The 14,730-nt window shown below is 74.0% G+C and carries 13 protein-coding genes; 4 read left to right on the top strand and 9 right to left on the bottom strand.

Going from position 1 to position 14,730, the window contains the following annotated elements; translation table 11 throughout:
- The 7 genes from ABD296_RS46245 to ABD296_RS46215 form a co-directional block, all read right to left on the bottom strand.
- Positions 1 to 507 (bottom strand): ROK family protein (locus tag ABD296_RS46245; protein ID WP_344283757.1); only part of this gene is annotated, 507 nt, incomplete at its 3' end.
- Positions 465 to 899: a helix-turn-helix transcriptional regulator gene (locus tag ABD296_RS46240; protein WP_344283754.1), complete on the bottom strand. Its 435-nt coding sequence runs from the start codon at positions 897 to 899 to the stop codon at positions 465 to 467. The genes ABD296_RS46245 and ABD296_RS46240, both read right to left, overlap by 43 nt.
- A gap of 104 nt (positions 900 to 1,003) precedes the next feature.
- A complete protein-coding gene (locus ABD296_RS46235) occupies positions 1,004 to 1,543 on the bottom strand; it encodes a DUF1707 and FHA domain-containing protein (protein ID WP_344283751.1) in 540 nt (179 codons plus the stop codon).
- Positions 1,544 to 1,699: 156 nt separating this feature from the next.
- Positions 1,700 to 2,923: an acyl-CoA dehydrogenase family protein gene (locus ABD296_RS46230; protein ID WP_344283748.1), complete on the bottom strand. Its 1,224-nt coding sequence runs from the start codon at positions 2,921 to 2,923 to the stop codon at positions 1,700 to 1,702.
- Between the two features lie 67 nt (positions 2,924 to 2,990).
- Complete coding sequence (locus ABD296_RS46225; RefSeq protein ID WP_344283745.1) at positions 2,991 to 4,070, bottom strand: DUF3616 domain-containing protein; 1,080 nt, start codon at positions 4,068 to 4,070, stop codon at positions 2,991 to 2,993.
- 63 nt (positions 4,071 to 4,133) lie between these two features.
- Positions 4,134 to 5,315, bottom strand: a complete 1,182-nt coding sequence (locus ABD296_RS46220; RefSeq protein WP_344283742.1) for a cytochrome P450 — start codon at positions 5,313 to 5,315, stop codon at positions 4,134 to 4,136.
- A gap of 64 nt (positions 5,316 to 5,379) precedes the next feature.
- Positions 5,380 to 6,780 (bottom strand): KamA family radical SAM protein, encoded by a 1,401-nt coding sequence (locus ABD296_RS46215; RefSeq protein ID WP_344283739.1) that lies wholly within the window; start codon positions 6,778 to 6,780, stop codon positions 5,380 to 5,382.
- 156 nt (positions 6,781 to 6,936) lie between these two features.
- Between ABD296_RS46215 and kdd the strand changes: the two genes are divergently transcribed.
- Both kdd and ABD296_RS46205 read left to right on the top strand, forming a co-directional pair.
- Complete coding sequence (kdd, locus tag ABD296_RS46210; protein ID WP_344283736.1) at positions 6,937 to 7,992, top strand: L-erythro-3,5-diaminohexanoate dehydrogenase; 1,056 nt, start codon at positions 6,937 to 6,939, stop codon at positions 7,990 to 7,992.
- A gap of 52 nt (positions 7,993 to 8,044) precedes the next feature.
- A complete protein-coding gene (locus tag ABD296_RS46205; RefSeq protein ID WP_344283733.1) occupies positions 8,045 to 9,376 on the top strand; it encodes a DUF2252 domain-containing protein in 1,332 nt (443 codons plus the stop codon).
- Positions 9,377 to 9,401: 25 nt separating this feature from the next.
- Here ABD296_RS46205 and ABD296_RS46200 read toward each other — a convergent pair whose 3' ends face one another.
- Positions 9,402 to 11,021 (bottom strand): PP2C family protein-serine/threonine phosphatase, encoded by a 1,620-nt coding sequence (locus tag ABD296_RS46200; protein ID WP_344283730.1) that lies wholly within the window; start codon positions 11,019 to 11,021, stop codon positions 9,402 to 9,404.
- Between the two features lie 101 nt (positions 11,022 to 11,122).
- Here ABD296_RS46200 and ABD296_RS46195 point away from each other — a divergent pair, with 101 nt between their 5' ends.
- Together ABD296_RS46195 and ABD296_RS46190 are read left to right on the top strand one after the other, a co-directional pair.
- Positions 11,123 to 11,923: an SAM-dependent methyltransferase gene (locus tag ABD296_RS46195; RefSeq protein ID WP_344283727.1), complete on the top strand. Its 801-nt coding sequence runs from the start codon at positions 11,123 to 11,125 to the stop codon at positions 11,921 to 11,923.
- A gap of 51 nt (positions 11,924 to 11,974) precedes the next feature.
- On the top strand, positions 11,975 to 14,323 hold the full coding sequence (locus ABD296_RS46190; RefSeq protein WP_344283725.1) for an excinuclease ABC subunit UvrA: 2,349 nt from the start codon (positions 11,975 to 11,977) through the stop codon (positions 14,321 to 14,323).
- Positions 14,324 to 14,422: 99 nt separating this feature from the next.
- On the opposite strand, the gene ABD296_RS46185 is transcribed toward ABD296_RS46190, so the two are convergent.
- The coding region (locus ABD296_RS46185) for a hypothetical protein (protein ID WP_344283724.1) at positions 14,423 to 14,730 on the bottom strand (308 nt) is incomplete at its 5' end.

The following is a 14,730-nucleotide window of genomic DNA, read 5'->3' as shown; positions in this document are numbered from 1 at the left end:
GCGGCCGAGCGCGGTGGCCGCGTCCCGGCCGCGGAACCCGTGCTCGCGCATCAGCCTCAGCACGGCCGCGCCGCCGGTGAGGCTGTGCACGCCGCCGGTGTGGGTGCGGCGCACGTCCCGCATCAGCGGGGCGCCGACCGCGGGCGCGTAGCCGATCTCTCCGGCGCCGCCGGTCGCGCCGCGGTGCAGCGCGCCGTCCAGGACGACCGCCATCCGGACGCCGTCGGCGACCCACAGCAGCACGAAGTCCCGGGTTCCGGCGGCGCGCTCGCCTGCGCGGGCGGCGAGCGCGGCGAGGTTCACGTCGTTCTCGATGGCGACCGGGACGCCGAGGCCGCCGGCGAGGGTGCCCACCAGGTCGGGGACGTGCCAGCCGGGGATGTGGGAGGCGTAGCCGAGCCGGCCGGTGGCGGGGTCGATCGCGCCCTGGATGCCGATGACGGCCCGGTGCAGGGCGGCGCGGGTCAGGCCCGCCGCGGCGGCGGCCTTGTCCAGCGCCTCGGCCATCCGGGCGACCACGTCCACGCCGGTGCGGCGGGGGTGGGCAGGGTGTGCTCGCCGACGACCGCCCCGGTCAGGTCGGCGACGCTGACCCGGATCCGGGCAGGCGTGACGTCGGCGCCGGCGACGTGCGCGGCGGCCCCGTTGATGCGGTACAGCTCGGCGGTCCGACCGGGTAGCCCCTCGCGCAGGCCGTCCCGCACGACCAGGCCGGCGTCCTCCAGCCGGGCGAGCAGCTGCGAGGCGGTCGGCTTGGAGATGCCGGTGAGGTCGGAGATCTGCGGGCGGGTCAGCGGGCCGCGGGCCAGCAGCGCCTCCAGCGCGGCGCGGTCGTTGATGGCGCGCAGCAGGCTCGGGGTCCCGGGGACACCCGGGCTGCCGGGGGCGGAGGCGGGCACGGCGGCTCCTCGGAGTTAAGAAGGTTTCCTAACTTGGAGGAGAAAGTAAGGACTCTTAACGAATACGTCAAGACCCTGGGCCCGCCGGAGAGCGGTGGGCGGCGTCAGGGGGCGGCGACGATGAAGCCGACGTTGCCGAAGCCGACCTCGTCTCCGGGCCGGACCCGGGCCGGGCCGGTGAGCCGCCAGCCGTTGACCCGGGTGCCGTTCATCGACCCCAGGTCGGACACCATCCAGCCCTCGTCGGCCTGGTACAGCTCGGCGTGGAAGCGCGAGACCGTCAGGTCGGTCAGCACGAACTGGCAGGTGGGGGCGCGGCCGACGACGATCCGCGCCGCTCCGGCGGGCGGCAGCACGAAGCGCGGCAGCCGGGGGGCGCGCCAGGCCGCCTCGATCCGCGCGGTCACCTGCGACACCGTCGCCACCAGGCCGGTGAGGCGGCCCACGACGCGGCTGGTGGGCGGCAGGTCGTGCACGATGTCGTCCAGTTCGGCGCGGTTGCGCGCCTGCAGCACCTGGTCGACGCGGCGCTCGAACGTCTCGTGCGACATCCGGCCCTCGGCCACGCGGTCGCTGAGGACGCGCAGCACCCGGTCCCGCTCGGTGTCGGACGCTCGCACCGGGTAAGAGGGCTGACCGTCCATGGCTGTGAGTATCCAGTCCCCGTCGTCGGCTGTCCAGAAATGGCCGTCAGGCGGAGGGCGGGCGATCGCCCTCACCCGCCCTCCACCTTTTCGATGCCTCCGGGACGCCGGAAGTTCGGGACCGTTCCCTCTACAGCCGCCTCTAGGGGACGGGGATCAGCGCGACAGCAGGTCCCGCGCGATGTGGGTCACCTGGATCTCGTCGGTGCCGGCGTAGATCTGGAACGACTTGGCGTCGCGGGCCAGCTGCTCGACCCGGTACTCGCTCATGTAGCCGTTGCCGCCGAACAGCTGCACCGCCTCCTGGGCCACCTCGCTGGCGGCCTGCGCGGCGTACAGCTTCATCGCCGACGCCTCGGCGAGCGTCGGGGTGCGTCCCGACCGCTGCATCTCCACGTGCCGGAACACCAGGTTCTGCACGTTGAGCCGGGCGACCTCCATCTTGGCGAGCTTGAGCTGGATGAGCTGGAAGTCGCCGATCCGCTGCCCCCACAGCTCGCGGGTCCTGGCGTACTCCACCGACAGCTTCAGGCATTCCTCGATGACGCCGAGGGCCATCGCGGCGACGCCGGCGCGCTCGGTGACGAAGTTCTGCTTGGCCGACTCCTTGCCGCCCTGCGAGCCGGACGACAGCAGCCGGTCGGCGCCGGCGCGCACGTCGTTGAGGAACAGCTCGCCGGTGGGGGAGGAGTGCAGGCCCATCTTGCGCAGCGGCCTGCTCTGCTCCAGGCCGTCCATGCCGCGGTCGAGGACGAACGTGAGGATCTCGCGGTCGCGGGGCTCGCGGCCGTCGTCGAGCTTGCAGTAGAAGACGATCGTATCGGCGTACGGGCCGTTGGTGATGAACGTCTTGCCGCCGTTGATGACGTACTCGTCGCCGACCTTCTTCGCGGTGGCCTGCATGCCGCCGAACGCGTCCGACCCCGAGTTCGGCTCGGTGATCGCCCAGGCGCCGACCTTCTCCATCGTCAGCAGCGGCAGCGCCCAGCGCTCCTTCTGGTCGGGCGTGCCCCGCTTCATGATCGTCCCGGCGGCGAGGCCGAGGCCGACGCCCATCGCCGAGACCATGCCGGGGGCGACCTTGCACAGCTCGATGACCGGCAGCATCGTCATCGCCGCATTGCCGCCGCCAGGGCCGTCGGCGTCCTTCTTCTCCGCGTCTTTCTTTTCGGGGCCGCCCGCGCGCTCCTTGGCGATCCGGGACTGGAAGGACGAGCGCGCCATCTCGTCCATCCCGAACGTCTTGTACAGGCTCCGGAGCAGGTCGTAGGGCGGCAGCTCGCCGGAGTCCAGCGCGTCCAGGTTCGGCCGGACCTCCGCGTCGATCCAGCCGCGGACCGCGTCCCGGATCATCAGGTCTTCCTCGGACCACTCGATCATGCTCAGCCTCGCCCTTCGGTCACCGCAGGTTGCGGGCACCATCCAAGCAGATCGTGGAAGTGAGCACTTATTTGGGGAGCCGGACGACGTCGGCCAGCACGCCGCCGTCCGCGGTGAGCCGCTCGGGCGCGGGGCTGTCGTACACGACCATGAGCCTCGTGCCGGGGCCGTGCGAGCCGTCCAGGACGGCGAGGCCCTCGGCGTGGTCGTCGCCGTCGCCGTAGGGCAGGTCGCCGAGCAGGGGCAGCTCCTCCTCGGTGACGACCTCGGGCGCGTCGACCTCGGCGATGCCCGGCCAGCGGTGCACGCGCACGGGGCCGTCGAGACCCATGCTCGGGCCGGTGAGGATCAGCAGGTCGTCGCCGTCCGGGCACAGGTCGCGGATGCCGAGCCCGCCCAGGTCCAGGAAGTGCGTGCGGTACAGGGCCTTGCCGTCGCCGACCGGCAGCAGTTCCAGCCGGCGCGGGTCGTCGGGGTGGGTGTCCGGGCGGATCTCCAGGAGGACGGCCCAGCCGCGCAGCACCGGCCCGCGCAGCCCGATGTAGAGCCGGTCGCCGTGCGCGGCGATGCCCTCGATGTCGATGCCGTTGTCCTTGCTCGGGATCGACAGGAACGGCGCGAGGTGCGGGTCGTCCTCGAGCAGGTCGGTGATGGAGTCGCGGCGCAGGCCGAGGACGGCGGCGGTGCGGCCGCCGTCCTCGCGGACGACCTCCGGCAGCCCGTCCGCGCCGGTAGCCAGGGGGAGGCGGGCCAGCACGAACCGGTTGTCCTCGCGTACCACCGACGCCAGCCGCTTGCGGGCCTTCGCCCCCGTCTGACCGGGCTTGATCTTCTTGCGCTTGAGGCTGTGCGAGCCGATCGCCCACAGCCAGCCGTTGCTGCGCGCCAGGCCCTCGATGTCGGCCTCCTCTTCGGGGCCTGCGGGCAGCTCGACGAGGTCGGCGAGCGCGACGGTGGCGTGCCCCTCGTAGCCGGTGACGAGCCCGTCCGCGTCGAGCGTCGCGGTGAGCCGCTCGATGGTGGCCGTCTCGTCGCCCGCCACCCACAGGCAGCGGCCGTCCTGGCGCACGGCGGACAGGTTGGTGTGCGTTCCGGCGTCCCGGCTTTCGCGTCCGAAGCGCAGCTCGACCCGGCGTTCCACGATCATGAGCGGAATGTTCCCACAAAACGGGAGTCGCCCCGGCGCGCCGCGCGCGAGCCGGAACGGCCGCTACCGGTCCCAGAGGACGTGCAGGCGCGGCGGCTTGCGGAAGACCAGCCCGTGCGCGCGCGGCGTGTGGGACGGATCGAGGCGCAGACCCGGCAGCTCCAGCAGCGCGGCGACCGCCGTCCGGGCCTCCAGCCTGGCCAGATGGGCGCCGAAGCAGAAGTGCGGGCCGTGCGCGAACGCCAGGTGCTCGGCGGCGTTCGCCCGCCGCACGTCGAACCGGTCGGGGTCGGGGAACACCGCCGGGTCGCGGTTCGCGCCCGCGAGCGACACGCGCACCAGGTCCCCCTCGCGCACCGTGACCTCGCCGAGGACGGTGTCGCGGGTGGCGTAGCGGTCGACGACCGACGCCGACGGCTCCAGCCGCAGCGACTCCTCGATCGCGGCGGGCAGCAGGCCGGGGTCGTCCAGGACGAGCCGCAGCTGGTCGGGGTGGCCGAGCAGGTGCAGCAGCGTGTTCGCGATCATCCCCTCGGTGGTGTCGATGCCGCCGAACATCAGGATCGCGGCGTTCGCCACGACCTCCGCGGTGGTCAACTCGGCCCCGTCCGCGGCGGCCTCGGCCAGCAGCGACCCGGGCGCGCCCGCGGTGATCGCCTTCTCGACGGCGGCGCGCAGCAGCGCGTACGCCTCGTCCGCGCGGGCGGGGGCGTCCCCGCCGGCGGTGATGGCGGACACCGCCTCGACGAACGCCCCGTACCAGGACCGGATCGTCGCGCTGTCCACGCCCTCCAGCCCGAGCGCCTCGGCGACGACCGCGACGGCCAGCGGACCGGCCAGCTCGCCGCGCAGCTCCGCCCCGCCGGCCGGCGCGAGCCTACCGACCAGCCGCGCGACCTCGGTCTCGACGAACGCGGTGAACCGCTCCCGGGTCCGCGCGGGCCGGAACGGCCGGGCGAACGGGTCGCGGTGCCGGGTGTGGACCGGCCCGTCCAGCGACAGCATGCTCGGCCCGACGACCCGCGCGGTGGAGAAGCGCGGGTCGTCGACGGTGAACGCCGCCGCGTCCCGCATCACCCGCAGCGCGAGGTCGCGGGAGGTCACCAGCCAGCCGCCGAGGGCGGGCAGCCAGGAGACGGGCTCGGCGGCGCGCAGCCGGGCGAGCAGGGGATGCGGGTCGTCCTCCAGGTCGGCCACCGTCGCGGTGGCGCCGACCGGGAAACGGGACGTCGGCTCAGAAGTCACCCGTCCGAGGATATTCCGCCCGGCTGCCTCTGTATGTGATCTACATTGTAAAGGCGCCGGGCGGTCATGCTGCTTCGGCCTGTTCACGCCACCATTCCCGGCCACGATCGGGAAGCGTGTAGATCGGGTCGTAGTACTCGTACTGGCGCGTCAGGGCGTCCGGATCGGACTGCTCCAGGCCGGTGCGGTAGTTCTTCGTCCAGTACGTCACGCCGCGCTCGCGGTCGTAGTCGGCGAGCTGGTGCACCCAGCGCTTGCCGACGTAGGGGACGTCGCACACGATGCGCGGGGTCGCGAAGCCCGGCAGGTAGCCCATGATCGCGTGCTGCAGCTCCTGCGCCTCCCAGACCGCGAGCCGCCAGTGCTCGCTGTTCGGGATCATGTCGCACATGTAGAGGTAGTACGGCATGATGCCGGCCTCGTCGAGCAGCGCGAACGACAGGTCGAGCAGTGCGGCGGGGGAGTCGTTGACCCCGCGCAGCAGCACGCCCTGGTTGCGGACGTCGCGGACGCCGGTGTCGAGCATCGCCCGCGCCGCCTTGGCGACCAGCGGCGTCACCGAGCCGGCCGCGTTGACGTGGGTGTGGATCGCGATCTGCACGCCGCGCTCGTTCGCCTTGGAGGCCAGGCGCTCCATGCCGGCCCGGACCTCGTCCTGCAGCCAGTGCTGCGGCAGTCCCATGAGCGCCTTGCTGGCCAGCCGGATGTCGCGGACGTTGTCGATGTCCAGCAGCGCGCCGACGAACGCCTCCAGGCGCGGCCACGGCAGGTTCGCGACGTCGCCGCCCGACACCACCACGTCGCGGACGCCGGGGGTGCGGCGCAGGTAGTCGAGCATGGCCTCGTGCCGGTCCGGCGGCCGGATGGTGAACTTGTGCTTGTCGACGTTCGGCGTGGAGTTGCCGACCAGGTCCATCCGGGTGCAGTGCCCGCAGTACTGCGGGCAGGTCGGCAGCAGCTCGGCCAGCACCTTGGTCGGGTAGCGGTGGGTGAGCCCCTCGACGGCCCACATCTCGGCCTCGTGCAGCGAGTCGCGCGTCGCGTAGGGGTGCGAGGGCCAGTCGGTACGCCGGTCGCTGAGCACCGGGAGCATGTAGCGCCGCACCGGGTCGGCGTAGAACGCCTCGGTGGACGAGGTGTCCATCGTGTTGAGCATCTGCGGCGGCAGCAGCATCGACATCGTCGCCCGCTCCGCCTGGTCGCGCTCGAGGTCGGCGTAGAACGACTCGTCCAGCAGGTCGCCCATGACGGCGCGGAGCTGGCGGATGTTCTTCACGCAGTGCGCGCGCTGCCACTGCGCCGACTCCCAGTCCGCGTCCGTGACGTCGCGCCAGCCGGGCAGCCGCCGCCAGTCGGGCTCCTCCAGGGGCCGGCGCCGGTAGGCGTAGGGCTGGCGCGCCGCGTCCCGGTCGGCCACCGGGGTCCGGACGGCCGCGTCCGGGTCCGGATGCAGGGCAGTGGTCATCGTCGACCGCCTCCTCGCGTCACATCGATCGCATGAAAGTCTTGTATGGAGCCGACGTTACGGGAAGACTTCCAGTGAAACCAGTGATGTTCGGTATATCTTCCGGGACGTCACCATGGAACACACGGGACACGGACGTTGCGGGAGGGCGCGGGGATGAGCGGAGCCGGGACGGCGGCGGGGACGGGGACCGCCGTGGGGCTGCACCGGGTGCTGGAACCGGCGGGCGTGCTGCCGCAGGCGGCGGCGCGGCTGGACACCGACCCGGCGATCCGCCCCGATGAGGTGCGCGTCCGCGTCGAGCGGCTCAACCTGGACGCCGCGTCCTACCGGCAGCTGCACACCGCGCACGGCGGCGACCCGGACGCGATCCGCGCCGAGGTGCTGCGGATCATCGGCGAGCGCGGCAAGATGCACAACCCGGTCACCGGGTCGGGCGGCATGCTCGTCGGGACCGTCGAGGAGGCCGGGCCGGACTCGCCGCTCGGGCTGAGGCCCGGCGACCGCGTCGCCACCCTCGTCTCGCTCACCCTGACCCCGCTCGCCGTCACCGACGGCCTGGCCCGCTGGGACGGCCGGTCCGAGCAGGTCCCCGCCGACGGGCACGCGATCCTGTTCGCCCGCTCCATCGCCGCCGTCCTGCCCGGCGACCTGCCGGTGCCCGTCGCGCTGTCGGTGATGGACGTGTGCGGCGCCCCCGCGCTCACCGAGCGGGTCGTCGCGTCCCGCGAGCGCCCCGTCGTCGCGGTGCTGGGCGGCGCCGGCAAGAGCGGCTCGCTGTCGCTGGCGGTGGCGCGCCGCGCGGGCGCGTCCCGCACGATCGGGCTGGTGCCGACCGCCCAGGAGGAGGAGCTGCTGGCCGCGACCGGCCTGGCCGACGCGGTGGTGCGCGCCGACGCCCGCGACCCGGTCGCGGTCGCCGCCGCGATCGGCGAGCCCGCCGACGTCACCGTGGTGTGCGTGGACGTGCCGGGCTGCGAGCACGGCGCGATCCTGGCCACCGCGCCCCGCGGCACGGTGGTGTTCTTCTCCATGGCCACCTCGTTCTCCGCCGCCGCGCTCGGCGCCGAGGGCCTGGCCGCCGACGTGACCATGCTGATCGGCAACGGCTACGTCCCCGGGCACGCCGAGACCGCACTCGGCCTGTTGCGGTCGGAACCGGCCCTTCTCCCGCTGTTCACCGCCCGGGCGGGGGCGGATTCGGCAGAATGATCGCGAACTCCCCGGCTGCGGCGGGGAGCACGCGACCATCGAGGGAGAGAGCATGGCGAGCGTCATCGGGGAACTGCACGACCGCGATCCCAAGGAGCGCCAGAAGCAGATCGTGGACGTGCTGGTCGAGGCGTTCGCGGACCTGATGGAGCGCAGCCCCGCCGAGTTCCGCCGCCGGTTCCGCAAGATGGCCTCGGACCCGTTCGCGTTCTACCGGGGCAGCGCCTGCCTGTTCTACGCCGACGTCCAGCACGACGACGACCGGTGGGTCGACGAGCGCACCAGCCGCGTGTGGATCCAGGGCGACCTGCACGCGCAGAACTTCGGCACCTACATGAACGACGACGGCGTGTTCGTGTTCGACGTCAACGACTTCGACGAGGCCTACGTCGGGCACTTCACCTGGGACGTCAAGCGGCTGGTGGCGAGCCTGGCGCTGCTGGCGTGGCAGAAGGCGATCTCCGACGCCGACATCCGGCGGCTGATCGAGACCTACGTGCGCGGCTACGTCGACCAGGTCCGACGGTTCGCGGCGCAGGAGGGCGACGAGAAGTTCGCGCTGACGCTCGACAACTCCGACGGCTACGTCCGGGACGTGCTGATCGAGGCGATGGGCGGCACCCGGATCGGGCTGCTGGCCGGTATGACGGTCGTGGAGGGCCCCGACCGCCGGTTCCGCGACCGGCCCGGCGTCCGCCGCCTGGACGACGCCGAGCGCGGCAAGGTGGAGGCCGCCTACCAGGACTACCTGCAGACCATCCCGGCCGAGAAGCGGTTCGGCAGCCTCACCTACCAGGTGAAGGACATCGTCGGGGCGTCCGGCTTCGGGATCGGCTCGGCGGGCTTGTCGGCGTACAACATCCTGGTGGAGGGCAACACCCAGGCACTGGAGAACGACGTCATCCTGTCGATGAAGCAGGGCAACGTCGCCGCCCCCAGCCGCGTCGTCGACGACGCCCGCATCCGCGAGTACTTCCAGCACCACGGCCACCGCACCGCGGTGTCGCGCCGGGCGCTGCAGGCCAACACCGACCCGTGGCTCGGCTACACCCAGATCGACGGCGTCGGCTACGTGGTGCAGGAGCTGTCGCCCTACGAGGAGGACCTGGACTGGGGCGGCCTCACCGAGCCGGAGGACATGCTGTCGGTCCTGGACGACCTCGGCCGGGCCACCGCCAAGGTGCACTGCGTGTCCGACACCGACTCCGACCACACCCTGGTCGGCTTCCAGGTCGAGGACGCCATCAACGCGGTGATCGGCGCGGACGAGTCCGCGTTCGTGGAGGACATGGTCGCCTTCGGCACCGGCTACGCCGAGATCGTCCGCCGCGACCACCAGTATTTCGTCGACGCGTTCCGCAACCACCAGCTCCCCGGCCTGTAGCGGCCGCCCGCCGGTGGGCCGCGGGTCAGGCGGTGCCGGCGGCGCGGACGAGGAGGAGGGCGATGTCGTCGTGGCCCTGCTGGTCGGCCAGCAGGGCCAGGACGCCGTCGGCGGTCTCGTCCAGCGACGGGGACCGCGAGGCGACGAGCGCGGACGCCAGCCGGGCGATGCCCTCGTCGACGTTGCGCATCCGGCTCTCCACCAGCCCGTCGGTGTAGAACGCGAGGGTCGCGCCGTCCGGGACGGCGCCGGCGAGCTGCTCGTACTCGGGCGGGTGCGCCGGGTCCGACACCCCGAGCGGCAGCCCGTGCGGGACCGCGAAGTGCCGGGCCGTCCCGTCGGCCAGCGCCAGCAGCGGCGGCGGATGCCCGGCGCACGCCAGCTCGCACCGCATCGTGGCCGGGTCGCACACCAGGCACAGGCAGGTGGCGAACTGGGCGGCGTCCAGGCTCTGCGCGATCGTGTCCAGCCGGGTCAGCACCTCGGCGGGCGGCAGCTCGCAGCCGGCGAGGGTGTGCGCGGCGATCCGCAGCTGCCCCATCGCGGCGGCGGCGGTGACGCCGTGCCCGACCGAGTCGCCGATCACGATGGCGACCCGCTCGCCCGGCAGCGGGACGACGTCGAACCAGTCCCCGCCGACGTCGCTGCCGGCCGGCACGTACCGGTCCGCGATCTCCAGCCCGGCGGGGACGGTGAGGCGGCCCGGCTTCAGGCTCGCCTGCAGCGCGGTCGCGGTGCGGTGCTCGCGCCGGTACAGGCAGGCGTTGTCGACGCAGGTCGCGGCGCGGGCCGCCAGCTCGCCCGCCAGCGCGGTGTCGGCGGGCGTGAACGGCAGCCGCCCGCGTTTGCGGCTGAACACCGCGAATCCCAGCACCCGCTCCCGCGCCACCAGCGGCACCGCCAGCAGCGACACGTGGTCCAGCAGCCCCTCCATCGCGGGTCCGGTGCGGTGCACGATCGCGTCCGGGATGGCGTCGCTGCCGAACTCGACCATGCGGGCGGTGTTGACGCAGCGGGCGTAGGAGGTGCCGGGCGGGTAGACGATGACCTCGTTGACCGGGAACTCGCGCGACCAGGCGCGCGGGTCGTCCTCGGCGAAGGCGATCGCGAGCCGGCGCACCACCACCGCCGCGTCACCGCCGGGCCCGGCCCCGGCGCCGGCGGGCGGGACGGGCCGGCCGTCGGCCAGCAGCGCTTCGAGCACGTAGATGGCGCCGGCGTCGGCGAACCGGGGCACCGCCACCCCGACGACCTCCGCGGCGGTGCGGTGCAGGTCGAGCGTGGAGCCGATCCGGCGGCCCGCCTCGTTGAGCAGCTCCACCCCGTCCGCCCACGGCGGCGCGACGGTCAGCGCCACCAGCGTCTGGCCGGACCCGGCCGCCATCGGGTCGCACGCCACCAGCGGCTCGCCGCCCGGCAGCGGCAGCGTCCCGCGCCACGGACGGCCCGCCGCGGCCTGCTTGAGCGCGCCGGCCAGCGGCCCGGCGGCGGCGTGTCCGACCAGGTCGGCCAGCTTCGCGCCGACCGCGGCGGGCGCCGGGCAGCCCAGCAGGCGGGCGGCTCCGTCGCTGCAGGCGGTGACCGTGCCGTCCGGGGTCAGCAGGACGGTCACCGGTCCGGCGTGCGCTGCGAATGGCTCTGACATCGGTCCTTCACTGTCGGCTGCGCGAGGGCCGCCGCGGTGTGATTCGCGTTACGCTGAATCCCCCCGCGGACGACGCCCTCGGCTGAAAAGGGAGACGATGCATGGACTCCGAGTGGATCCCACCCGAGGTCGACGGTCAGAGACCAAGCGTCGCACGGGTATACGACTTCCTGCTCGGCGGAGGGCACAATTTCGCGTCCGATCGTGACCTGGCGACCGGGCTGCTGCGGATCGAGCCGCAGGCACGGGAGCTGGCGCACGCGAACCGGGCATTTCTGCGCCGGGCGGTCCGCACGGCGGCGCGGGCCGGCGTCGACCAGTTCGTCGACATCGGGTCGGGGATCCCCACGCAGGGGAACGTGCACGAGGTCGCGCAGAGCGTCAACCCGGACGCGCGGGTGGTGTACGTCGACAACGACGACGTCGCCGTCGCGCACAGCCGGGTGATCCTGGCGGGCAACGACCGCGCCACGGTGATCCAGGCCGACATGCGGCGCCCCGGCGAGATCCTGTCCGACCCGGAGCTGAACCGGGTCGTCGACCTGGCGAAGCCGGTGGCGTTCCTGCTCGTCGCGGCGCTGCACCTGGTCAAGGACGAGGAGGACCCGGCCGGCATCGCGGCGGTGCTGCGCGACGCGGGCGCGCCCGGCAGCCACCTGGTGCTGTCCCACCTCACGCACGAGGCGCAGCCGGGCAAGACCGCCGCGATCGGCAAGCTGTACGACCGGGCGACCTCCCCGGCGGTGTCGCGGTCGCACGCGGAGATCCTGCGGTTCTTCGACGGCTGGGACCTGCTGGACCCGGGCCTGGTGTACGTGCCGCTGTGGCGCCCCGACGACGATGACGAGGTGCGCGACCCCGAGCGGTTCCTGGTGTTCGGCGGGGTCGGCCGCCGCCCCTGACCTGCGGGGACCGGTACGGGGCCGCGGCGGCGGGCCGGTAGTGTGCTGATCATGCAGGCCGCCGACGACCCGTTCGTGCGGGTGCGCGGCGCCCGCGAGCACAACCTGCGCGGCGTCGACGCCGCGATCCCGCGCGACGCGCTGGTGGCGTTCACCGGCGTGTCCGGGTCGGGCAAGTCGTCGCTGGCGTTCGGCACGCTGTACGCCGAGGCGCAGCGCCGCTATCTGGAGTCGGTCGCGCCGTACGCGCGGCGGCTGCTGCACCAGGTCGGGGCGCCGGCCGTCGACGAGGTGACGGGGCTGCCGCCGGCGGTGGCGCTGGGGCAGCGCCGGTCGGTGCCGTCGTCGCGGTCGTCGGTCGGCACGGTGACGACGCTGTCGAACTCGCTGCGGATGCTGATGTCGCGCGCGGGGGAGTACCCGGCGGGCGCCGACCGGCTGGACTCCGACGCGTTCTCGCCGAACACCGCCGCGGGCGCCTGCCCGCACTGCCACGGCCTGGGCGAGGTCCACGAGGTCACCGAGGCCTCGCTGGTGCCCGACCCGTCGCTGAGCATCCGCGACGGCGCGATCGCGTCGTGGCCGGGCGCCTGGCAGGGCAAGAACCTGCGCGACATCCTGGACGCGCTCGGCCACGACATCGACCGGCCCTGGCGGGACCTGCCGCAGGACGAGCGCGACTGGATCCTGTTCACCGACGAGCAGCCCGTCGTGACCGTCCACCCCGTCCGCGAGGCGCACCGCATCCACCGCCCGTACCAGGGCACCTACTCCAGCGCCAAGCGGCTGGTGCTGCGCGCCTACGCCGACTCCAAGAGCGAGGCCCGCCGCCGCCGCGCCGAGTCGTTCCTGGCCGCCACGGTGTGCCCGGTGTGCGGCGGGCGGCGGCTGCGGCCCGATGCGCTCGCGGTGACCTTCGCCGGCCGCACCATCGCCGAGCTGGCCGCGCTGCCGCTGTCGGCGCTGGCGGGCGTGCTGCGCCCGCACCTGGCCGGGGACGGGCCCGCCGCCGTCCTGGCCCGCGACCTGACCGCCCGCATCGAGGTGCTGGAGGAGCTCGGCCTGGGGTACCTGGCCGTGTCCCGCCCGGCCCCGACCCTGTCGGCGGGGGAGCTGCAGCGGCTGCGGCTGGCGACACAGCTGCGGTCCGGGCTGTTCGGCGTGGTGTACGTGCTGGACGAGCCGTCCGCCGGGCTGCACCCCGCCGACACCGAGGCGCTGATGACGGTGCTGGAGCGGCTGAAGGCGGCGGGCAACAGCCTGTTCGTGATCGAGCACGACATGGAGGTCGTGCGCCGTGCCGGCTGGGTCGTGGACGTCGGCCCCGGCGCGGGCGTGCACGGCGGGCGGGTGCTGCACAGCGGGCCGGTCGCCGATCTGCGCGGCGTCGCCGAGTCGGTCACGCGCCGGTTCCTGTTCGAGCCTCCCGCACCCCCGCGGCGGGAGCCGCGCGTGCCGTCGGGAGCGCTGGAGCTGCGCGGCGTCACCCGCCACAACCTGCGCGGGCTGGACGCCGACGTGCCGCTCGGGGTGTTCACCGCCGTCACCGGCGTGTCCGGGTCGGGCAAGTCCACGTTCGTGGACGTGCTGGCCGAGCACGCGGAGGCCACCGCCGCGGTGGGGCGGGTGGTGCGGGTCGACCAGCGGCCCATCGGGCGCACGCCCCGCTCCAACCTGGCGACCTACACCGGGCTGTTCGACGCCGTCCGCAAGCGGTTCGCCGCCACGGACGAGGCGAGGGCGCGCGGGTACGACGCGGGACGCTTCTCGTTCAACATGCCCGGCGGCCGGTGCGAGAACTGCCAGGGCGAGGGGTACGTCTCGGTCGAGCTGCTGTTCCTGCCGTCCACCTACGCGGTCTGCGACGTCTGCCACGGCGCCCGCTACAACCCCGAGACGCTGCAGATCACCTGGCACGGCGCGACGATCGCCGGCGTGCTGGCGATGACGGTGGAGGAGGCGGCCGGGTTCCTCGCCGAGGTCGCCCCGGCCGCACGCGCCCTGGCGGCGCTGCGCGACGTCGGCCTGGGGTACCTGCGGCTCGGCCAGCCGGCCACGGAGCTGTCCGGCGGCGAGGCGCAGCGCATCAAGCTCGCCACCGAGCTGCAGCGCGCCCGCCGCGGCCACGTGCTGTACCTGCTGGACGAGCCGACCACCGGCCTGCATCCGGCCGACACCGAGCTGCTGGCCCGGCAGCTGCACGCGCTGGTGGACGGCGGCGCCACGGTCGTGGTCGTCGAGCACGACATGGACGTGGCCGCCTCCGCCGACCATGTCATCGACCTGGGGCCCGGCGGAGGCGGCGAAGGCGGCCGCGTCGTCGCCCAGGGCCCGCCCGCCCTGGTCGCGGCGGCGTCCGTCAGCCGCACCGCGCCGTACCTGAAGGCCCGCCTGCCCTGACCGGCACGCGCCGCCTCCCGGAACGCGGTGCGCGTCCCCGCCCGACCCCGGCGCGGCGGGACGGGCGAGGACGCGCGGGTCGGCGGGCTCGCGAGTGCGTCAGCGGGCGAACGCGATGGCCGTCCCGGCGCTGACGACGACCGCGATGACCACCAGGACCAGCGAGCTGCTGAGCGGGTTGCGCCGCCGCTCCAGCGGCTTCGCCTTGGACTTCGCCGCCCGGTCGACCGCCTGGGGCGAGGGCGACGGCCTGGGCTTCTTCGCCCGCGGGTGCGGCACCACCGGGACCGGCGCGGGCGCCAGCACCCGTGCCGGGTGCGGTGCGGGCGCCGGCGGGCTCGGCACCGGCTCGGGCGGCGGTGCCTCCGGGACGTGCACCGGCGGCGCGGCCGCGGGCGGCGCGGGGG

Origin of the sequence: Actinomadura napierensis (assembly GCF_039529375.1) — a bacterium.
GTDB classification, from domain to species: domain Bacteria; phylum Actinomycetota; class Actinomycetes; order Streptosporangiales; family Streptosporangiaceae; genus Spirillospora; species Spirillospora napierensis.
This window is presented reverse-complemented; position numbering and strand designations above follow the sequence as displayed.